The sequence below is a fragment of the Kineosporiaceae bacterium SCSIO 59966 genome, from assembly GCA_020881835.1.
GTDB lineage: Bacteria > Actinomycetota > Actinomycetes > Actinomycetales > SCSIO-59966 > SCSIO-59966.
Map to the genome: position 1 here is coordinate 354,784 of CP052876.1, position 16,782 is coordinate 371,565.

Genomic DNA, 16,782 nt, shown 5'->3' on the forward strand with positions numbered 1-16,782 from the left:
CGTACCCTGCGGCGCATGCTCGACAACGCGCTGCGCACGGTGCTGCTGCAGGCCGCCCGCAGCCCCGGGGTGCGCACGGTCGTGGAACGCGCCCCGGGCTCGCGCGCGGTGGTGCGCCGCTTCGTCCCCGGCACCGGCTCCGAGCACGCCGTGGAGGCGTCCCGCGGCCTGCTCGCCGGCGGGCTGCGGGTCACCGTCGACCACCTCGGCGAGGACACCACCGACCGCGACCGGGCGGACGCCGCCCGGGACGCCTACATCGCCCTGCTCGGCCGGCTCGCCGACGCCGGGCTCACCGCGGACGGCGCGGTCGAGGTGTCGGTGAAGCTGTCCGCCGTCGGGCAGGCGCTGGGCCCGGACGGTCCCGCGGTGGCGACCGCGGCCGCCCACACGATCTGCGAGGCCGCCGCCGCGGCCGGGACGACGGTCACCCTCGACATGGAGGACCACACGACGACCGACGCCACCCTGGAGACCCTGCGCACCCTGCGGGCGGACTTCCCGTGGGTAGGCGCCGTCCTGCAGGCGTACCTGCGCCGCACCGAGGCGGACTGCCGGGACCTGGCCACCGTCGGGTCGCGCGTCCGGCTCTGCAAGGGCGCCTACGACGAGCCGGCGTCGGTGGCGTTCCAGGACAAGCACGAGGTGGACCGCTCCTACGTGCGCTGCCTCAAGGTGCTCATGGCCGGCCCCGGCTACCCGATGGTGGCCACCCACGATCCCCGGCTCATCGACATCGCCGGGGCGCTCGCCGTCCGGCACGACCGGGACCGGGGCGGGTACGAGTTCCAGATGCTCTACGGGATCCGGCCCGACGAGCAGCGGCGCCTGGCCGCGCTCGGCGAGACCGTCCGGGTCTACCTGCCGTACGGGCAGGACTGGTACGGCTACTTCATGCGGCGGCTGGCGGAGCGGCCGGCCAACGTCGGGTTCTTCCTGCGGTCGCTGGTGACGAGAGGATGACGGTGGGCGACAACGGCACGGTGGCGGTGCTCGGCGCCGGGGTGATGGGGGAGACCCTCGTCTCGGGGCTGCTGCGCGCCGGGTGGAGCAGCGACGACATCGTGATCACTGAGCGGCGGGCGGAGCGCGCCGCCGAGCTCGCCGAGCGCTACGGCGTCCGGGTGCTCGACAACGCCGGGGCCGCGGCGCTCGCGGACACCGTCGTCCTCGTCGTCAAGCCGCAGGACATGGCGGCCCTGCTCGAGGAGATCGCCGGGGCACTGCGCCCCGGCGCCCTCGTCGTGTCCATCGCTGCCGGGATCTCGACCGCATTCGTGGAGTCCCGGCTGCCGGCGGGCACGCCGGTCGTGCGGGTGATGCCGAACACCCCCGCGCTCGTCGACGAGGGGATGGCCGCGGTCAGCCCCGGCGCGCACTGCGACGAGGAGCACCTGCAGCGGGCCGAGGCCATGCTGCGGGCCACCGGGCGGGTGCTGCGGGTGCCCGAGCACCACCAGGACGCGGTCACCGCGATCTCCGGCTCCGGGCCGGCGTACATCTTCTACGTCGTCGAGGCGATGATCGAGGCCGGCGTGCTGCTCGGGCTGCCCCGGTCGACCGCGACCGAGCTCGTCGTCCAGACCCTCTACGGCGCGGCGACGATGCTGCGCGAGACCGGCGAGCACCCCACCGTCCTGCGCGAGCAGGTGTCGAGCCCGGCCGGGACGACGATGGCCGCGTTGCGCCAGCTCGACGACCACAAGGTGCGGGCCGCGTTCCTCACCGCGATGGAGGCCGCCCGGGACCGCTCCCGTGAGCTGTCCTCCGGTAGCGCCTGACCTCCCTGGTAACCACCCCCGCCACCTCCTCACCAACCCCCTTCGTGATCATGCAATCCCGCCACCCCGCACGACCCACCCGTGATCATGCAGTCCCGCCACCCCAGCCCCCACCGCCCGCTCACAGAATGCTGGGTTGGTGGCGCGACACGCCGGCAGAACGGTGACGGGCGCAGCATTCTGTGAGGGGGCGTGGTCGGGTACTTGTCGGCCGGCTGCGTGTCATGTCCGGGGGTGGCAGCCAGTGCGTGCACCGAGGACGGGGTACAGCTCGGGGCCGAGGTCGACGGTGGCGCCGTCGTCCGGAAGATCATCAGGGTGTGTCCGCCGGACGCCGGTGGACAGGAAGTCTCCCCAGGTCGCGCCGTCGTGGCGGACCTGCTGGTCGTACAGGCCGGCAGCACGTGACGTCGTCGCCGACCAGGCCACCGGCGCCCCAGCCACACCACAGAATGCTGCGCTCGGCACAACTTGGCCGGCGTGTCGCGCCACCAACCCAGCATTCTGTGAGCGGACCGGTGGCCGGTGGGTGGCGGGATTGCATGATCACGAACAGGGGATTTTCGACTGACCACGAAAGGGTGGGAGGGCAGTCCCGCCCACCTGTCACGGGCGGGCTGCGAACCGTTCGATGAGCTCGGTGTGCCCGGAGACGATGAGGGTGTCGTGCGAGGTGACCATCGTGTCCGGCAGCGCGTAGGTGAAGTCCTGCCCCGGTGACTTCACCCCGACGATCGTGACGCCGTACTTGCGGCGCACGTTGGACTCGGCGAGCGTGAACCCCTGGGTCTCCTTCGGCGGCCGCATCTTCACGATCGCGAAGCCGTCGTCGAACTCGATGTAGTCGAGCAGCTTGCCGCTGACGAGGTGAGCGACGCGCTCACCGGCGTCCGCCTCCGGGTAGACGACGTGGTGGGCGCCGATCCGCTCGAGGATCCGGCCGTGGGACGGCGTGATGGCCTTGGCCCAGATCTGCTTGACGTCCAGGTCGACGAGGTTCGCCGTCGCCAGCACGGAGGCCTCGATGGAGGTTCCGATACCGACGACCGCGATCGGGAAGTCCTCGACGCCGAGCTGGCGCAGCGCGTCGATGCTTGTCGCGTCCGCCTCCACGACGTGGGTGAGCCGGCCGGACCACTCCTGGACCAGGTCAGGGTTGCGTTCCACGGCGAGCACCTCGTGCCCCAGCCGGTTCAGCGCGTCGGCGATGGCGCTGCCGAATCGTCCCAGCCCGACGACCAGCGCGGCGTCCTCGTGCAGCCTCTTGTCAGCCAATGATGGGCCTCTCCTCCGGTAGCCGGAACAACCTGCGGCGCTCCCGCAGGGCGAGGGCGGCGGCGAGTGTCATCGTGCCGGTCCTCCCGACGAACATCGTTGCGGTCAGCAGGTACTTCGCGCCCTCGGGCAGGTCACCGGTGATACCGGTGGACAGCCCACAGGTCGCGAACGCCGAGATGGTCTCGAACAGCGCCCGGTCCAGGGTGTGGTTCGTCATCGCCATGAGGCCGATCGTCGACAGCAGGACGACCGTGGCGCCGACGAGCAGAACCGTGACGGCGATCCGGATGCTTCCGGCGGGCACCCGTCGGCGGAAGCCCTCGACGTCGACGTCTCCCCTGGCCTCCGCGACGACGGCGAGGACGAGCACTGCCAACGTCGTCACCCGGATACCGCCCGCGGTCGACGCGCTGCCGCCGCCGATGAACATGAGCGCGTCGGTGACCAGCCACGACTCGGGGTTCATCGCCCCGGTCTCCACCGTGGAGAAGCCCCCGGAACGTGGCATCACGGCCAGGAACAGCGTCGCGAGCAGCCGCTCCCCGACGTCCAGGCGGGCCAGGGTGGCGGTGTTGCGCCACTCCATGGCGCCCAGGACGACGAACGCGAGGACCAGCAGCACCGTCGTCGCGGTGAGGGTGATCTTGGTGTGGAGGTCCCACTCGCGCGGCCGCCAGGAGCGCAGGAGGACGAGCAGGACGGGGAACCCGAGGCTGCCGACGAACACGCCCGCGGCCATCGGGAGCACGAACCACGGGTCGCCGACGAACTCCTGGAGGCCCTCGGGGTGGGCGATGAAGCCGACGTTGTTGAAGGACGAGACCGCGTAGAACACGCCGTGCCAGCTGGCTTGGGCCAGAGGCTCGCCGAGGGCCAGGAAGCGCGAGGTGAGGACGACGAAGAGCACCGCCTCGATGCTGAGCGAGACGATGAGGATGGTGCGCAGCAGGGAGCCGACCTCGCCGAGCCGCAACGCCTTCGTCTCGCTCGCGGCGATGAGCCGGGTCCGCAGACCGAGCCGGCGCGAGACCGCAACGCCGAGGATCGACGCCAGGGTGAGCACGCCGATGCCGCCGACCTGCATGGCGACGAGCAGCACCCCCTCGCCGAACGGCGAGAAGTACTCCGGGATGTTGACGGTCGTGAGTCCGGTGACGCACACCGCGGACGTGGCCACGAACAGTGCGTCGGCCAGCGGGGCGGGCTGCCCGCTCTCGGTGGCGAACGGCAGGGAGAGCAGGGCGGTGAAGAAGGCGATGACGAACACGAACACCGTGAGCGCCAGCCGGGCCGGGGAGGACCGAGCCGCGTCGTCGATGGCGTCCCGCCACCACAGCGCGCCGAAGCGGCGCCCGCTGGAGCGCCCGCTGCGGCGCACCGGACGCTGCCGCGGGTGCGTCTCGGCGGACGTCATGGGCTGGCACTCCTCGCAGACCGGGACCGGCGGCACCCACCGGCGCGCCGACGCTACCGCCACGCGGCGTTGCGGGCAGGCAGGCGGCGCTGCGTGGCAGGCGGGGCGGTAGCGTCACGTCATGGCGAGTGGCGTGCGTGTGGTCTGGGAGCCGGCGTTCGCCCGGTACGACTTCGGTCCGACGCACCCGATGGCCCCGGTGCGACTCGAGCTCACAGCACGGCTCTGTGAGGCTCTCGGTCTCTTCGACGTCCCCGGCGTGCGAGTCGCGGGGGCGGACGCCGCACCCGACGAGCTGCTCCGAACGGTGCACGAGGCGACGTACGTCGAGGCTGTGCGCGCGGTGTCCCAGGACCCCACTCTCGTGGACCTCGACCACGGCATCGGCACCGACGACGATCCGGGGTTCGCGGGGATGCACGAGGCGAGCGCCCGGGTGGTCAGCGGCACCGTCGAGTGCGTCGAGGAGGTGTGGTCCGGTGAGGTGCTCCACGCCGTGAACTTCTCCGGCGGCCTGCACCACGCGATGCCCGACCGGGCAAGCGGGTTCTGCGTCTACAACGACGTCGCCGTGGGGATCCGGCGGCTGCTGGAGGCCGGGGCCCGCAAGGTCGCCTACGTCGACGTCGACGTCCACCACGGGGACGGCACGCAGGCGGTGTTCTGGGACGACCCCCGGGTGCTCACCGTGTCGGTGCACGAGACGGGGCGGATGCTGTTCCCCGGTACCGGCTTCCCCGACGAGATCGGAGGGTCCGGCGCCGAGGGGTCGGCGGTCAACGTCGCGCTGCCGCCCGGCACCGGGGACGGCGGGTGGTTGCGGGCCGTGCACGCCGTCGTCCACCCGGTGGTGCGCGCCTTCGGACCCGACGTGCTCGTCACCCAGCACGGTTGTGACACGCACTTCCTCGACCCGCTGGCACACCTGGCGGTCTCCCTGGACGCCCAGCGCGTCGCGGCCGAGTCCCTCCACCGGTTGGCGCACGAGGTGTGCGACGGGCGGTGGGTGGCCACGGGTGGGGGCGGGTACGAGCTGGTGGACGTCGTCCCCCGGGCGTGGTCCCACCTCGTCGGGATCGCCGCCCACGCTCCGGTGGACCCGGCGACACCGGTGCCGCAGGAGTGGCTCGACTACGTCCGGGTGCGGCTCGAGCGGCAGGGCCCGTTGCGGATGACGGACGGTCGGGACCCGTGGTGGCGGGGCTGGGAGATCGGCTACGACCCGGAGGACGCCGTCGACCGTGCCGTGATGGCGACCCGCAAGGCGGTGTTCCCGCTGCACGGTCTCGACCCCTGGTTCGACTGACCCGGCCGGGGGACGGTCGTCGTCCGCTGACTTCCCACCGGTCACAGCAGCCCCTAGGGTGTGCGCTCTGGGACACGGGTGGGCGTGCAGGCATGGTGCCGGCGCGGCCGAGGCCGTGCTGGCGAAGGACCGGGTGCGAGATGGCGTCTGACCGAGACCTCAACGAGGTGCGGTTTCTCACTGTCGCCGAGGTGGCGGCGATCATGCGCGTGTCCAGGATGACCGTGTACCGGCTGGTGCACTCCGGTGAGCTGCCCGCCGTCCGGGTCGGCCGCTCGTTCCGGGTGCCCGAGCAGGCGGTGGACGACTACCTGCGGCACTCCTTCGTCGACACCGCCTGAGGTTCGTCGGCACCGCCTGAGGTTCGTCGGCACCGCCTGACCGGCGTCGCCGGAGGCTGCCGTCGTCCGCGGACGGTAGGCTGCTCCTGGACCAGGCGGATGCCGGACGCTGCAGGACAGGGCGGCGCGCGCCTGCCGGAGACAAAGCCGGCACCCGGTGGGTGCCCAGACCGACTGCGAGGAACCGCGTGGGCTCCGTCATCAAGAAGCGCCGCAAGCGCATGGCGAAGAAGAAGCACCGCAAGCTGCTGCGCAAGACACGCCACCAGCGTCGTAACAAGAAGTAGCGTCGGGCCGGGTACCCGGCCGGACGTCGACGCCCGTCACGCCCCGTCGTGGCGGGCGTCGTGGCACAGGGAGGACAGCATGGCGGACGTCGTCCTGGTCACCGGGGTGTCCCGGTACCTCGGCGGCCGCTTCGCCTCGATGCTCTCGCGCGACCCCGGCATCTCCCGCGTGATCGGCGTGGACGTCGTCCCGCCTCCGCACGCCATCGGGGCTGCGGAGTTCGTCCGCGCCGACATCCGGAACCCGGTGATCGCCAAGGTGATCGCCCGCGCAGAGGTCGACACCGTCGTCCACATGAACGTCATCGCCACCCCCACCTCGGCCGGCGGGCGGGCGTCGATGAAGGAGATCAACGTCATCGGCACCATGCAGCTGCTGGCTGCCTGCCAGAAGGCGGCCAGCCTGCGACGCCTCGTCGTGAAGTCCACTGCCGGGGTGTACGGGGCCAGCCCGCGCGACCCGGCGCTGTTCACCGAGGACATGGGCCCGAAGGTGATGCCCCGCACGGGCTGGGCCAAGGACTCGGTCGAGGTGGAGGGCTACGTGCGCGGGTTCTCCCGTCGCCGGTCCGACGTCGACGTCGCGGTCCTGCGGCTCGCCAACTTCATCGGTCCGCGCGTGCGCACGGCGCTGACCGACTACTTCGAGCTGCCGGTGGTGCCCACCGTGCTGGGATTCGACCCGCGGTTCCAGGTGGTTCACGAGGACGACGGGCTTGAGGCGCTGCGACTGGCGACCCTCGGTGACGTCACCGGCTTCCTCAACGTGGCGGGCGACGGGTTCGTCACCGTTCACCAGGCCGTCCGGATGGCGGGGCGTCCTGCGATTCCCGTTGCTGCCCCGCTGATGTCGGCGCTGGGCTCGGCGGTGCGCTCCGCCGGGCTGCTCGACTTCACCCCTGACCAGGTCCGGTTCCTCTCCTACGGCCGCGGTCTGGACACCACTCGGATGCGCGCCGACCTGGGGCTCGAACCGAGGTGGACGACGAAGGAGGCGGTCGAGGACTTCGTCCGGTCCCGCGACCTGAGCGGGCCGCTGTCGCCGGCCGTGGTCGAGGTGGCCGAGCGGACCGTGCTGTCCACCGTGTCCCCCGCCCTGCGCCGGGCGCAGTCGCTGGTGGAGGCGGTGCGTGGTGCCTGATGCGCGGGTGCTCCCGTTCGGGGCGGACGCCGTGGCCGTCGGCGCGGCGCGCGCCGGGGACGAGCGGGTCCGACGCCGACGCCGCACCACCCCGCTCATCCAGGGCCCGGCGGCCGCCGAGCACGCCTCGGCGTCCGAGCCCCCAGCGGCCGAGCACGAGGACCGCCGGACCCGGTTGCGCCGGGAGGCCGAGGACGTCGGCCACCGGCTGGCCGAGGAGCTGCGTGAGGCGCCGACTCCGAACGAGGTCGAGGAGTACCTCGCCCGGTCCCTGGCCTTCCTGCGCCGACGGCTGACCGGCGACTACACGATCGACGACTTCGGCTTCGACGCCGAGCTGACCGACTCCGTGCTGCTGGGGCTGCTGCGGCCGCTGTACCGCCGGTGGTTCCGCGTCGAGGTCCGGGGGATCGAGAACATCCCCCGGACCGGTAGTGCGCTCGTCGTCGCGAACCACTCCGGGACCGTCGCGCTGGACTCCCTGATGACCCTCGTCGCGGTGCATGACGAGCACCCGGCGCACCGCCACCTCCGGATGCTCGGCGCCGACCTCGTGTTCGCCACCCCGTTCATCGGTGAGCTGGCCCGCAAGACCGGGTCCACGCTCGCGGCGAACGCCGACGCCGAGCGGTTGCTGTCCCGGGGCGAGCTCGTCGGCGTCTGGCCGGAGGGCTTCAAGGGTGTCGGCAAGCACTTCAGCGAGCGGTACAGGCTGCAGCGGTTCGGGCGCGGCGGGTTCGTCTCCGCCGCGCTGCGCACCGGGGCCCCGATCGTGCCGTGCTCGATCGTGGGGGCCGAGGAGATCTACCCCATCCTCGCGACGATGCCCACGCTGGCGCGGCTGCTCGGCCTGCCGTACGTGCCGGTCACCCCGACGTTCCCGTGGCTGGGTCCGCTCGGGCTCGTCCCGCTGCCGACGAAGTGGCTCATCGAGTTCAGCGAGCCGGTGGCGACCGACGAGTACCCCGAGGGCGCGGCGGACGACCCGATGCTCGTGTTCGACCTCGCCGACCAGGTCCGCGAGACCATCCAGCAGACCCTTTACTCCCTGCTCGTGCAGCGCCGTTCCGTCTTCTTCTAACCCCTCCGTGACTTCTTCCAACCCCTCTGTGACTTCTTCTGACCCCTCCGTGATCATGCAATCCCGCCACCCACCGGCTGCCGGCCGGGCTCGCAGAATGCTGGGTTGGTGGCGCGACACGCCGGTCACGATGTGCTGAGCACAGCATTCTGTCACCGGGGGGAGGGTGGCGGGATTGCATGATCACCGGGGGGGAGGGTGGCGGGATTGCATGATCACCGGGGGGAGGGGTTGGGGTGGGGGGTCAGGGCTTGTCGGTGAGGAGCCGGCGGGCACGCCGGCGACGGGCCAGCGCCGTCGCGGCACCTGCGACCAGGCCTCCTGCGCCGAGGGTGGGCACCCCGACCCGCGCCACCCGGCGGCCCCGCCGGTAGTCCCGGATCTCCCAGCCTCGCTGTCGGGCGACCGCCCGTAGCCGCTTGTCCGGGTTCACCGCGACCGGGCGCCCGACGACGGACAGCAGCGGCAGGTCGTTGGCCGAGTCGCTGTAGGCGGCGCAGGCGGCCAGGTCCAGCCCCTCCCGCTCAGCCAGGGCACGCACCGCCCGGGCCTTGGCCTCCCCGTGCAGCACCTCGCCGACGAGGCGGCCGGTGTAGACGCCGTCCTCCTGCTCGGCGACGGTGCCCAGCGCGCCGGTGAGGCCGAGCCGGCGCGCAATCACCTCGGCGACCTCGGCCGGGGTGGCGGTGACCAGCCAGACTCGCTGGCCGGCCGCGAGGTGGGCACGGGCCAGCTCGCGGGTCCCCGGCCAGACCTTGCGCCGGATGACCTCGTCGTAGATCTCCTCCCCGAGGGCGGTGAGCTCGGCGACCGAGCGCCCGGCGACCAGCTCGAGGGCGCGCTGCTGGGCGTCGGCGACGTGGCCGAGGTTCTCCCCTCGGACGACGAAGGACAGCTCCTGCCACGCAGAGCGAAGGATGTCGCGGAAGCGGAACATCCGGCGCCGGTACATCCCCCGGGCCAGGTAGAACAGGCTGGCGCCGCGGACGACGGTGTTGTCGACGTCGAAGAACGCCGCCGCGACCGGGTCCGGGTCCGGGATGCGGGGCTCGGCGGTCGACGCACTGGCAGCGGACGCGCGGGCGGCCTGGGACGCCGCGTCCCGGACCCGGGTGCGCCGGGTTCGCCACAGCTCCATCGGCCTCAGCGTAGGCGGCGGACAGTCAGCTCCGCACGGCTCGCAGGACATCCGCGAAGCGCAGCGCCTGCTGGACCGGGTCGCCGGCCGGCGCGGTGCCCGGACCGGCCGCCGCGGCGGCCGCCCGGCGGCGGAGCAGCTCCTCGGGGGACGGCGGGGGCGGCGGGGCCGGTCGGGCGCGGCCCGTCGTCCCCGACCCGGACGTCGTCCCCGACCCGGACGTCGTCCCCGACCGGGTCGAGGGCGCGGTCGCCGTCCCGGACCCCGACGAGCCGCCGGACCGGCCGGTTGCCGCGCCGTCTCCCGAGGCCGGCTTCGCCGCCGCCGTCGCGCCGGCCGGGGCCCGGAACACCTCGGTGACCCACAGTCGCCCCCCCGACTCGACGACGGCCACGCCGACCTCGGTGTAGTCCCTGTCCAGCACGTTGGCGCGGTGGGACGGCGAGTCCATGAATGCCCGGTGGATGGTCGCGGCGTCCGGGCCGTACCCGACGTTCTCCCCGACGTAGCGGTACCCCGAGACCTGGGAGGCCAGGGCCGGGTTGTGGGCGAGCGTGCCACTGGCTGCCATCTGTCGGCTCCACGCCGCCGCCACCGAGGTCAGGTCGCTCCGGCTGGACAGGGCCGGCAGCCCGGCCGAGGCCCGCGCCGAGTTGATCATCGAGACGAAGGCGCCCCCGGAGGCGTGCGCGGTCGGCGCCAGCAGCAGCCCGGTGGCGCCGATGAGCGCCAGGACCAGCGCCAGCGCGACGCCGGAGGCGGTCACTCGACGAGTCACGGGGCGCTCCTTCAGGCTGATGGGTCACACGACATACACGTTCCGTATCGGTCTGATCACGCTGAGGCTTGAGCCGGATCGCCCGAGCTCGCCCCCGGGGCGGCGACGTGCCACCCTTGGCCGGTGCCTGCCGTCGTCCGAGTCGAGCTGCTGACCCGACCGGGCTGCCACCTGTGTGACGACGCCCGCGCGGTGGTCCGCCGGGTCGCAGAGCAGACCGGGGTCGGGTGGCAGGAGCGCTCCGTCGACGAGGACGCGGTCCTGCTCGCGGAGTACTCCGAGCTGGTCCCGGTGGTGCTCGTCGACGGCCGGCGGCACGCGTACTGGACCGTCGACGCGGACCGTCTGCGTGCTGCGCTGACCGGCCCACGCCGCGGGCCGACCTGGCTCCGCCGGTATCGCCGGACCCCCTGACGCCGCCTGCCGGGGCCCCGCTATGCTCCGGCGACTTTGTGCGTGCGTTCACAAACGCCTACGCTGGGACGTCTCCAGTCTTCGTTGCCTCCCTGCTGCTAGGAGCCGGCGCACGCCGTGACCGTCGTCCCCACCACCACTCGCCGCCGTCCGCCGACCGCCTCCCGCGGCGTGCCCGACGCGACGGTTGCGAGGCTGCCGGTGTACCTGCGGGCACTGACCACGCTCGCTGCCAAGGGTGTGGCGACGGTGTCCTCCCAGGCGCTCGCCGAGGCAGCCGGGGTCGGCCCGGCCAAGCTCCGCAAGGACCTGTCGTACCTGGGGTCCTACGGCACCCGCGGGGTCGGCTACGAGGTGGACCACCTCATGTTCCAGATCTCCCGGGAGCTGGGCCTGACCCAGGACTGGCGGGTCGTGATCGCCGGGATCGGCAACCTCGGGCACGCGCTGGCCAACTACGGCGGCTTCCTGTCCCGTGGCTTCACCGTGGCGGCGCTGCTCGACGCCGACCCGGACGTCGTCGGTGAGCACGTCGCGGGGCTCAAGGTCAGCCACGTCGACGACCTCGAGGACGTCGTCCGCTCGACCGGGGCACGGATCGGCGTGCTGGCCACCCCGGCCGGCGCCGCCCAGCCGCTGTGCGACCGGATGGTCGCGGCCGGTATCACCGCCATCCTCAACTTCGCCCCGGTCGTGCTGCAGGTCCCGGCGGGCGTCGAGGTGCGCAAGGTGGACCTGTCCACCGAGCTGCAGATCCTCGCCTTCCACGAGCAGCGCAAGGCTGCCGCGGACGCCGTCCGCGGGATGGCGGTGGCGCCGTGAGCGTGCTCGTCATGGGCCTGTCCCACCACACCGCGCCGCTGGACCTCATCGAGCGCGCCGCCCTGGACGCCCACGGCACCCGAGAGCTGTCCCGCACCGTCGCCGCGGGGGAGTACGTGCACGAGACCGTTGTGCTCGCGACGTGCAACCGGCTCGAGGTGTACGCCGCGGTCAGCACCTTCCACGGCGGGGTCGCCGACGTCGGCTCCGCGCTCGCCGACCGGATCGGCGTCCCGCTGGAGGACCTCACCGAGCACCTCTACGTCCACTACGCCGACCGTGCCGTCCAGCACCTGTTCGAGGTGGCCTGCGGACTCGACTCGATGGCCGTGGGAGAGTCCCAGGTGCTCGGCCAGGTGCGGGCGGCGCTGCGCCGCGGCCAGGAGGACGGCACCGTCGGGCGCACCCTGGACCCCCTGCTGCAGCACTCGCTGCGGGTCGGCAAGCGGGCCCACACCGAGACCGGCCTCGACCACGCTGGTCACTCCCTCGTCGAAGCGGGCCTGGCTGACGTCGAGCAGGTCGTCGGGCCGCTGGAGCAGGCACGGACCCTCGTCGTCGGCGCCGGCGCGATGAGCGCCCTCGCCGCCACCACCCTGCAGCGGATGGGCGCGACCTCGGTGACGATCGCCAACCGGACCGCCGCCCGCGCCGCCCGCCTCGCCGAGGCCGTGGGCGGCGACTGGCTCACCCTCGAGGACGCCGACGCCCTCGCCGACGCCGTCGCCGACGCTGACGTCGTCCTGTCGTGCACCGGCGCCGTCGGCTACGTCCTGACCGAGGCGCTGCTGCGCGAGGCGAACCGTCGCCGCGGCGGCGCACCGCAGCTCGTCCTCGACCTGGGCCTGCCGCGGGACGTCGACCCGGGGGCCGCCCGGCTGCCCGGGGTCCGTCTCGTCGCCCTGCGCGACCTGGGGGAGCGCCTGGCCGGCACCGCGACCGGTGACGGGATCGAGGCCGCCCGGGCGATCGTCGCGCAGGAGGTGGACGCCTACCTCGCCGAGCAGCGGGCCGCCGAGGTGACGCCGACCGTCGTCGCCCTGCGCGGGTTCGCGCGCGAGGTCGTCGGCGCCGAGCTCGACCGGCTGCGCCAGCGGCTCGGCGACGACCTCGACCCGCAGACGGAGGCCGAGGTCGCCCAGACGGTGAACCGCGTCGTCGACAAGCTCCTGCACACCCCGACCGTCCAGGTCAAGCGGCTCGCCGCGACCGAGCCCGGCGGCGCCTCGTACGCCGCGGCGCTGCGCGAGCTGTTCGGGCTCGACATCAGCGGCGTGGCCACCGTGAGCGACGTGCTGCGCTCGGCGCCGCCGGCGCCCGCGACGACGCGGGAGGGGGACGCGTGAGCGGCGCGCGTCCGCTGCGCCTGGGCACCCGCCGCTCGGTGCTGGCCCGCAGCCAGTCCGAGCAGGTGGCGGCCGCCCTGCGCGCGGCCACCGGCCGCGACGTCCACCTCGTCGAGGTCGTCACGACCGGTGACACCTCCACCGCGTCCCTGTCGTCCATCGGTGGCACGGGCGTCTTTGTCTCCGCGCTGCGGGAGGCGCTGCTCGCCGGGCAGGTCGACCTCGCGGTCCACTCCCTCAAGGACCTGCCGACGGCGCCGGCGGACGCCCTCGTGCTCGCTGCCGTCCCCGCCCGGGAGGACCCGCGGGACGTCCTCGTCGCTCGCGGCGGCGCCACCCTCGGCGAGCTCGGTGCCGGCGCCCGGGTGGGTACCGGTTCCCCACGTCGCGCGGCACAGCTGCGCGCCCTCGGTCTGGGCCTCGAGGTCGTCGACGTCCGCGGCAACGTCGACACCCGGCTCCGCCTCGTCGCCGACGGCCGCCTCGAGGCCGTCGTCCTGGCCCGGGCCGGGCTGCTGCGGGTCGGCCGGGCCGGCGAGGCGAGCGAGGTGCTCGACCCGCTGCAGGTGCTGCCCGCCCCCGGGCAGGGCGCGCTCGCGCTGGAGTGCCGAGCCGACGACGAGGAGACCCTCGCGGCGTGCGCCGCGCTGGAGGACGCCGCCACCCGCTGCGCGGTGACGGCCGAGCGGGCCCTGCTGGCGGCCCTGGAGGCCGGGTGCACCGCACCGGTCGGGGCGCTCGCTGACCTGGCCGAGGGCGAGGAGGGCCCTGAGCTGTTCCTTCGGGCGGTCGTCGCGGCCCCGGACGGTTCCCGGACGCTGCGCCGCTCCGCCACCGGCCGACCGGACGACGCCGCCGGCCTCGGCCGCCGGCTCGCCGCCGAGCTGCTCGAGGACGGCGCCGCCGACCTCGTCGCCGCAGTGCTGAGCGGCCACCCCGCCACCGCAGACCAGACGACAGAACCGCACCACGACACGGCGGCCCCGGCCGCCGGGAGGGTTGAGACGTGACCGCCCGCACCGCCAAGAAGAAGCCCCTCGGCACCGTCGCGTTCGTCGGCGCCGGGCCGGGTGACCCGGGCCTGCTGACCGCCCGGGCAGCGGACCTGCTCACCTCCGCCGAGGTCGTCGTCGTCGATCAGGGATCGACCGCGCAGCGCCTCGCCGAGCGCACCTGCGCCGACGTCGAGCTCATCGACGCCACGTTCGCGGAGAACGGCCAGCCGCTGAGCCACGCCGCCCGTGCCCGGCTGCTGGTCCGCGCTGCCAAGGCCGGTCAGCGCGTCGTCCGGCTGCTCGACGGGGACGGGGTCACGTTCTCCGGCATCGCCGAGGAGATGGTGGCCTGCCGCAAGGCCGGGGTGCCGTTCGAGGTCGTCCCCGGCGTCTCGCCGTCCGTGGCGGTACCGGTCTACGCGGGGGTCCCGCTGGGTACCCGGGGCACCAGCACCGTGCACGTCGTCGACGCCACCGGCCGCATCGTCGCGGACTCGCTGACCTCGAGCGCCGACACCCTCGTGCTCCTCGGCGGCCCGGACGACATGGTCGTCGCCTCCGAGGTGCTCGTCGACGCCGGGCGCGGAGCCGACGAGCAGATCGTGATCACGGCGGCCGGCACGACCACCGAGCAGCGGACCGTCGTCACCACCCTCGGCTCGGTCTCGGCGACGCTGCGCTCCGCCGGCACGGTGCTGACCGGGAGCCTGGTGGGGGTCGTCGGACCGGGCGTCGAGGTGCGCGAGAACGCGTCCTGGTTCGAGACCAAGCCGTTGTTCGGCTGGCGGGTGCTCGTGCCGCGCACCCAGCAGCAGTCCGGTCCCACGGTCGAGCGGCTCGCCGCGTACGGGGCGGTCAGCGAGGTCGTGCCGACGATCTCCGTCGAGCCGCCACGCACACCGCACCAGATGGAGAAGGCGGTCAAGGGCCTGGTCACCGGCCGGTACGAGTGGATCGGCTTCACCTCGGTCAACGCCGTGCGCGCCGTCCGGGAGAAGTTCGTCGAGTTCGGCCTGGACGCCCGCGCGTTCTCCGGGCTCAAGGTGGCGGCCGTCGGCGGAGCCACCGCTCAGGCGCTGCGCGAGTGGGGCATCGAACCTGACCTCGTGCCCTCCGGCGAGCAGTCCGCTCAGGGCCTGCTGGCCGAGTGGCCCCCCTACGACGAGGTGCTCGACCCCATCAACCGGGTCTTCCTGCCCCGGGCGGACATCGCCACCGACACCCTCGTCGCCGGCCTGCAGGCGGGCGGCTGGGAGGTGGACGACGTCACCGCGTACCGGACCGTGCGGGCCGCCCCGCCGCCCGCACCCGTGCGCGACGCCATCAAGACCGGGGCGTTCGACGCCGTGGTCTTCACGTCGTCCTCGACGGTGCGCAACCTCGTCGGCATCGCCGGCAAGCCGCACCCCTCGACCGTGGTGGCGTGCATCGGGCCGGCGACCGCGAAGACCGCCGAGGAGCACGGGCTGCGAGTCGACGTGCTGGCACCCGAGGCGAGCAGCGCCGCCCTCGTCGACGCCCTGGCCGAGTACGGCACCGGGCTGCGGGCCAGCGCGCTCGAGGCGGGCGAGCCGGTGCTGCGGCCCAGCGAGCGGCGTCCGTCCGCGCGGCGCAAGGCCCGCTGATGCCCTACCCGGCGGAGCGTCCACGGCGGCTGCGCTCCACCGCGGCGGTGCGCTCGCTCGTGGCCGAGCACCGGCTGGCCCCGGAGCGACTCGTGCTGCCGCTCTTCGTCAAGGAGGGGCTGCGCGAACCGGCGCCGGTGAGCAGCATGCCCGGGGTGGTGCAGCACACCCCGTCCTCGCTCGTCGACGCCGTCGGTGAGGCCGTGGACGCCGGCGTGGGCGGGGTCATGCTGTTCGGCGTCCCGGCCGAACGGGACGCGGTCGGCAGCTGCGGCACCGACCCGGACGGCGTCCTCAACGCGGCGCTGCGCTCGGTCACCGCCGCTGTCGGGGACCGCACCGTCGTGATGGCCGACCTGTGCCTCGACGAGTTCACCGACCACGGGCACTGCGGTGTGCTGGACGAGCGCGGCCGGGTGGACAACGACGCGACCCTCGAGCGCTACGCCGCGATGGCGCTGGCGCAGGCCGACGCCGGGGCTCACCTGCTCGGGCTGTCCGGGATGATGGACGGCCAGGTCGGCGCCGTCCGGGCGGCGTTGGAGGACGCCGGTCGCAGCGACGTGCTGCTGCTCGCCTACGCCGCCAAGTACGCCTCCGCCTTCTACGGGCCCTTCCGTGACGCCGTGGACTCCGCGCTCCAGGGGGACCGGCGGACCTACCAGCAGGACCCGGCGAACGCCGTCGAGGCGCTGCGCGAGGTCCGCCTGGACGTCGCCGAGGGCGCCGACGTCGTCATGGTCAAGCCCGCGCTGCCCTACCTCGACGTCCTGTCCGCGGTCGCGGCCGCGGTCGACGTCCCGGTGTGGGCCTACCAGGTGTCGGGGGAGTACGCGATGGTCGAGGCCGCCGCGGCCGCCGGGATGATCGACCGGCGGGCCGCCGTCCTGGAGACGCTGCTGTCGGTCCACCGCGCCGGCGCCGGGGCGGTGCTGACCTACTGGGCCGTCGAGGCCGCCCGCCTGCTGCGGGCCGGCTGACACCTGCCTCGGCGGACGCCGCGGTGCTCAGGACGCGAGACGCCCGGAATAGTTG

At 73.7% G+C, this 16,782-nt stretch carries 18 protein-coding genes; 13 read left to right on the forward strand and 5 right to left on the reverse strand.

Annotated features, from left to right (window positions below):
• Window positions 1-15: 15 nt before the first annotated feature.
• Together HJG43_01720 and HJG43_01725 are read left to right on the forward strand one after the other, a co-directional pair.
• Window positions 16-963, forward strand: a complete 948-nt coding sequence (locus HJG43_01720; protein ID UER53481.1) for a proline dehydrogenase — start codon at window positions 16-18, stop codon at window positions 961-963.
• On the forward strand, window positions 960-1,781 hold the full coding sequence (locus HJG43_01725; protein UER53482.1) for a pyrroline-5-carboxylate reductase: 822 nt from the start codon (window positions 960-962) through the stop codon (window positions 1,779-1,781). The genes HJG43_01720 and HJG43_01725 overlap by 4 nt, the downstream gene beginning before the upstream one ends.
• A gap of 222 nt (window positions 1,782-2,003) precedes the next feature.
• Here the strand turns inward: HJG43_01725 and HJG43_01730 are convergent, their stop codons facing one another.
• The 3 genes from HJG43_01730 to HJG43_01740 form a co-directional block, all read right to left on the reverse strand.
• Entirely contained in the window at window positions 2,004-2,225 is a 222-nt protein-coding gene (locus tag HJG43_01730; GenBank protein UER53483.1) for a hypothetical protein, read from the reverse strand.
• A gap of 162 nt (window positions 2,226-2,387) precedes the next feature.
• A complete protein-coding gene (locus tag HJG43_01735) occupies window positions 2,388-3,056 on the reverse strand; it encodes a TrkA family potassium uptake protein (GenBank protein UER53484.1) in 669 nt (222 codons plus the stop codon).
• Window positions 3,049-4,473, reverse strand: coding sequence for a TrkH family potassium uptake protein (locus HJG43_01740; protein UER53485.1), 1,425 nt, complete (start codon window positions 4,471-4,473; stop codon window positions 3,049-3,051). The genes HJG43_01735 and HJG43_01740 overlap by 8 nt, the downstream gene beginning before the upstream one ends.
• Window positions 4,474-4,594: 121 nt before the next feature.
• Between HJG43_01740 and HJG43_01745 the strand changes: the two genes are divergently transcribed.
• From HJG43_01745 to HJG43_01765, 5 genes are all read left to right on the forward strand, one after another.
• Entirely contained in the window at window positions 4,595-5,779 is a 1,185-nt protein-coding gene (locus HJG43_01745) for an acetoin utilization protein AcuC (GenBank protein ID UER53486.1), read from the forward strand.
• A 140-nt stretch (window positions 5,780-5,919) separates the two neighbouring features.
• Window positions 5,920-6,120 carry a helix-turn-helix domain-containing protein gene (locus HJG43_01750; protein ID UER53487.1) on the forward strand — a complete coding sequence of 67 codons (201 nt, stop codon included), beginning with the start codon at window positions 5,920-5,922 and terminating at the stop codon, window positions 6,118-6,120.
• 188 nt (window positions 6,121-6,308) lie between these two features.
• Entirely contained in the window at window positions 6,309-6,407 is a 99-nt protein-coding gene (locus HJG43_01755; protein UER53488.1) for an AURKAIP1/COX24 domain-containing protein, read from the forward strand.
• Window positions 6,408-6,486: 79 nt separating this feature from the next.
• Window positions 6,487-7,548, forward strand: coding sequence for an NAD-dependent epimerase/dehydratase family protein (locus tag HJG43_01760; GenBank protein ID UER53489.1), 1,062 nt, complete (start codon window positions 6,487-6,489; stop codon window positions 7,546-7,548).
• On the forward strand, window positions 7,541-8,629 hold the full coding sequence (locus HJG43_01765; GenBank protein UER55617.1) for an acyltransferase family protein: 1,089 nt from the start codon (window positions 7,541-7,543) through the stop codon (window positions 8,627-8,629). The genes HJG43_01760 and HJG43_01765 overlap by 8 nt, the downstream gene beginning before the upstream one ends.
• Before the next feature lie 244 nt (window positions 8,630-8,873).
• Here HJG43_01765 and HJG43_01770 read toward each other — a convergent pair whose 3' ends face one another.
• Both HJG43_01770 and HJG43_01775 read right to left on the reverse strand, forming a co-directional pair.
• Entirely contained in the window at window positions 8,874-9,818 is a 945-nt protein-coding gene (locus HJG43_01770; protein UER53490.1) for an HAD-IB family hydrolase, read from the reverse strand.
• The gene (locus HJG43_01775; protein ID UER53491.1) at window positions 9,793-10,545 is read right to left on the reverse strand and encodes a CAP domain-containing protein; all 753 of its coding nucleotides are present in this window, start codon (window positions 10,543-10,545) and stop codon (window positions 9,793-9,795) included. The genes HJG43_01770 and HJG43_01775 overlap by 26 nt, the downstream gene beginning before the upstream one ends.
• Window positions 10,546-10,668: 123 nt before the next feature.
• Here HJG43_01775 and HJG43_01780 point away from each other — a divergent pair, with 123 nt between their 5' ends.
• From HJG43_01780 to hemB, 6 genes are all read left to right on the forward strand, one after another.
• On the forward strand, window positions 10,669-10,959 hold the full coding sequence (locus tag HJG43_01780; GenBank protein UER53492.1) for a glutaredoxin family protein: 291 nt from the start codon (window positions 10,669-10,671) through the stop codon (window positions 10,957-10,959).
• Window positions 10,960-11,076: 117 nt separating this feature from the next.
• On the forward strand, window positions 11,077-11,781 hold the full coding sequence (locus HJG43_01785; GenBank protein ID UER53493.1) for a redox-sensing transcriptional repressor Rex: 705 nt from the start codon (window positions 11,077-11,079) through the stop codon (window positions 11,779-11,781).
• A complete protein-coding gene (locus HJG43_01790) occupies window positions 11,778-13,127 on the forward strand; it encodes a glutamyl-tRNA reductase (protein UER53494.1) in 1,350 nt (449 codons plus the stop codon). Before HJG43_01785 ends, HJG43_01790 begins: the two co-directional genes overlap by 4 nt.
• A complete protein-coding gene (gene hemC / locus HJG43_01795) occupies window positions 13,124-14,137 on the forward strand; it encodes a hydroxymethylbilane synthase (GenBank protein UER53495.1) in 1,014 nt (337 codons plus the stop codon). Before HJG43_01790 ends, hemC begins: the two co-directional genes overlap by 4 nt.
• Entirely contained in the window at window positions 14,134-15,747 is a 1,614-nt protein-coding gene (locus HJG43_01800; protein ID UER53496.1) for a bifunctional uroporphyrinogen-III C-methyltransferase/uroporphyrinogen-III synthase, read from the forward strand. The genes hemC and HJG43_01800 overlap by 4 nt, the downstream gene beginning before the upstream one ends.
• Entirely contained in the window at window positions 15,747-16,727 is a 981-nt protein-coding gene (gene hemB, locus HJG43_01805; protein UER53497.1) for a porphobilinogen synthase, read from the forward strand. The genes HJG43_01800 and hemB overlap by 1 nt, the downstream gene beginning before the upstream one ends.
• Window positions 16,728-16,782: the final 55 nt, after the last annotated feature.

Bases quoted from the DNA above. Each gene is read 5' to 3' on its own strand.
- HJG43_01750 (UER53487.1), top strand. From the start codon at position 5,920: ATGGCGTCTGACCGAGACCTCAACGAGGTGCGGTTTCTCACTGTCGCC.
- HJG43_01720 (UER53481.1), top strand. From the start codon at position 16: ATGCTCGACAACGCGCTGCGCACGGTGCTGCTGCAGGCCGCCCGCAGC.
- HJG43_01725 (UER53482.1), top strand. From the start codon at position 960: ATGACGGTGGGCGACAACGGCACGGTGGCGGTGCTCGGCGCCGGGGTG.
- HJG43_01760 (UER53489.1), top strand. From the start codon at position 6,487: ATGGCGGACGTCGTCCTGGTCACCGGGGTGTCCCGGTACCTCGGCGGC.
- hemB (UER53497.1), top strand. From the start codon at position 15,747: ATGCCCTACCCGGCGGAGCGTCCACGGCGGCTGCGCTCCACCGCGGCG.
- HJG43_01745 (UER53486.1), top strand. From the start codon at position 4,595: ATGGCGAGTGGCGTGCGTGTGGTCTGGGAGCCGGCGTTCGCCCGGTAC.
- HJG43_01770 (UER53490.1), bottom strand. From the start codon at position 9,818: ATGTCCTGCGAGCCGTGCGGAGCTGACTGTCCGCCGCCTACGCTGAGG.
- HJG43_01740 (UER53485.1), bottom strand. From the start codon at position 4,473: ATGACGTCCGCCGAGACGCACCCGCGGCAGCGTCCGGTGCGCCGCAGC.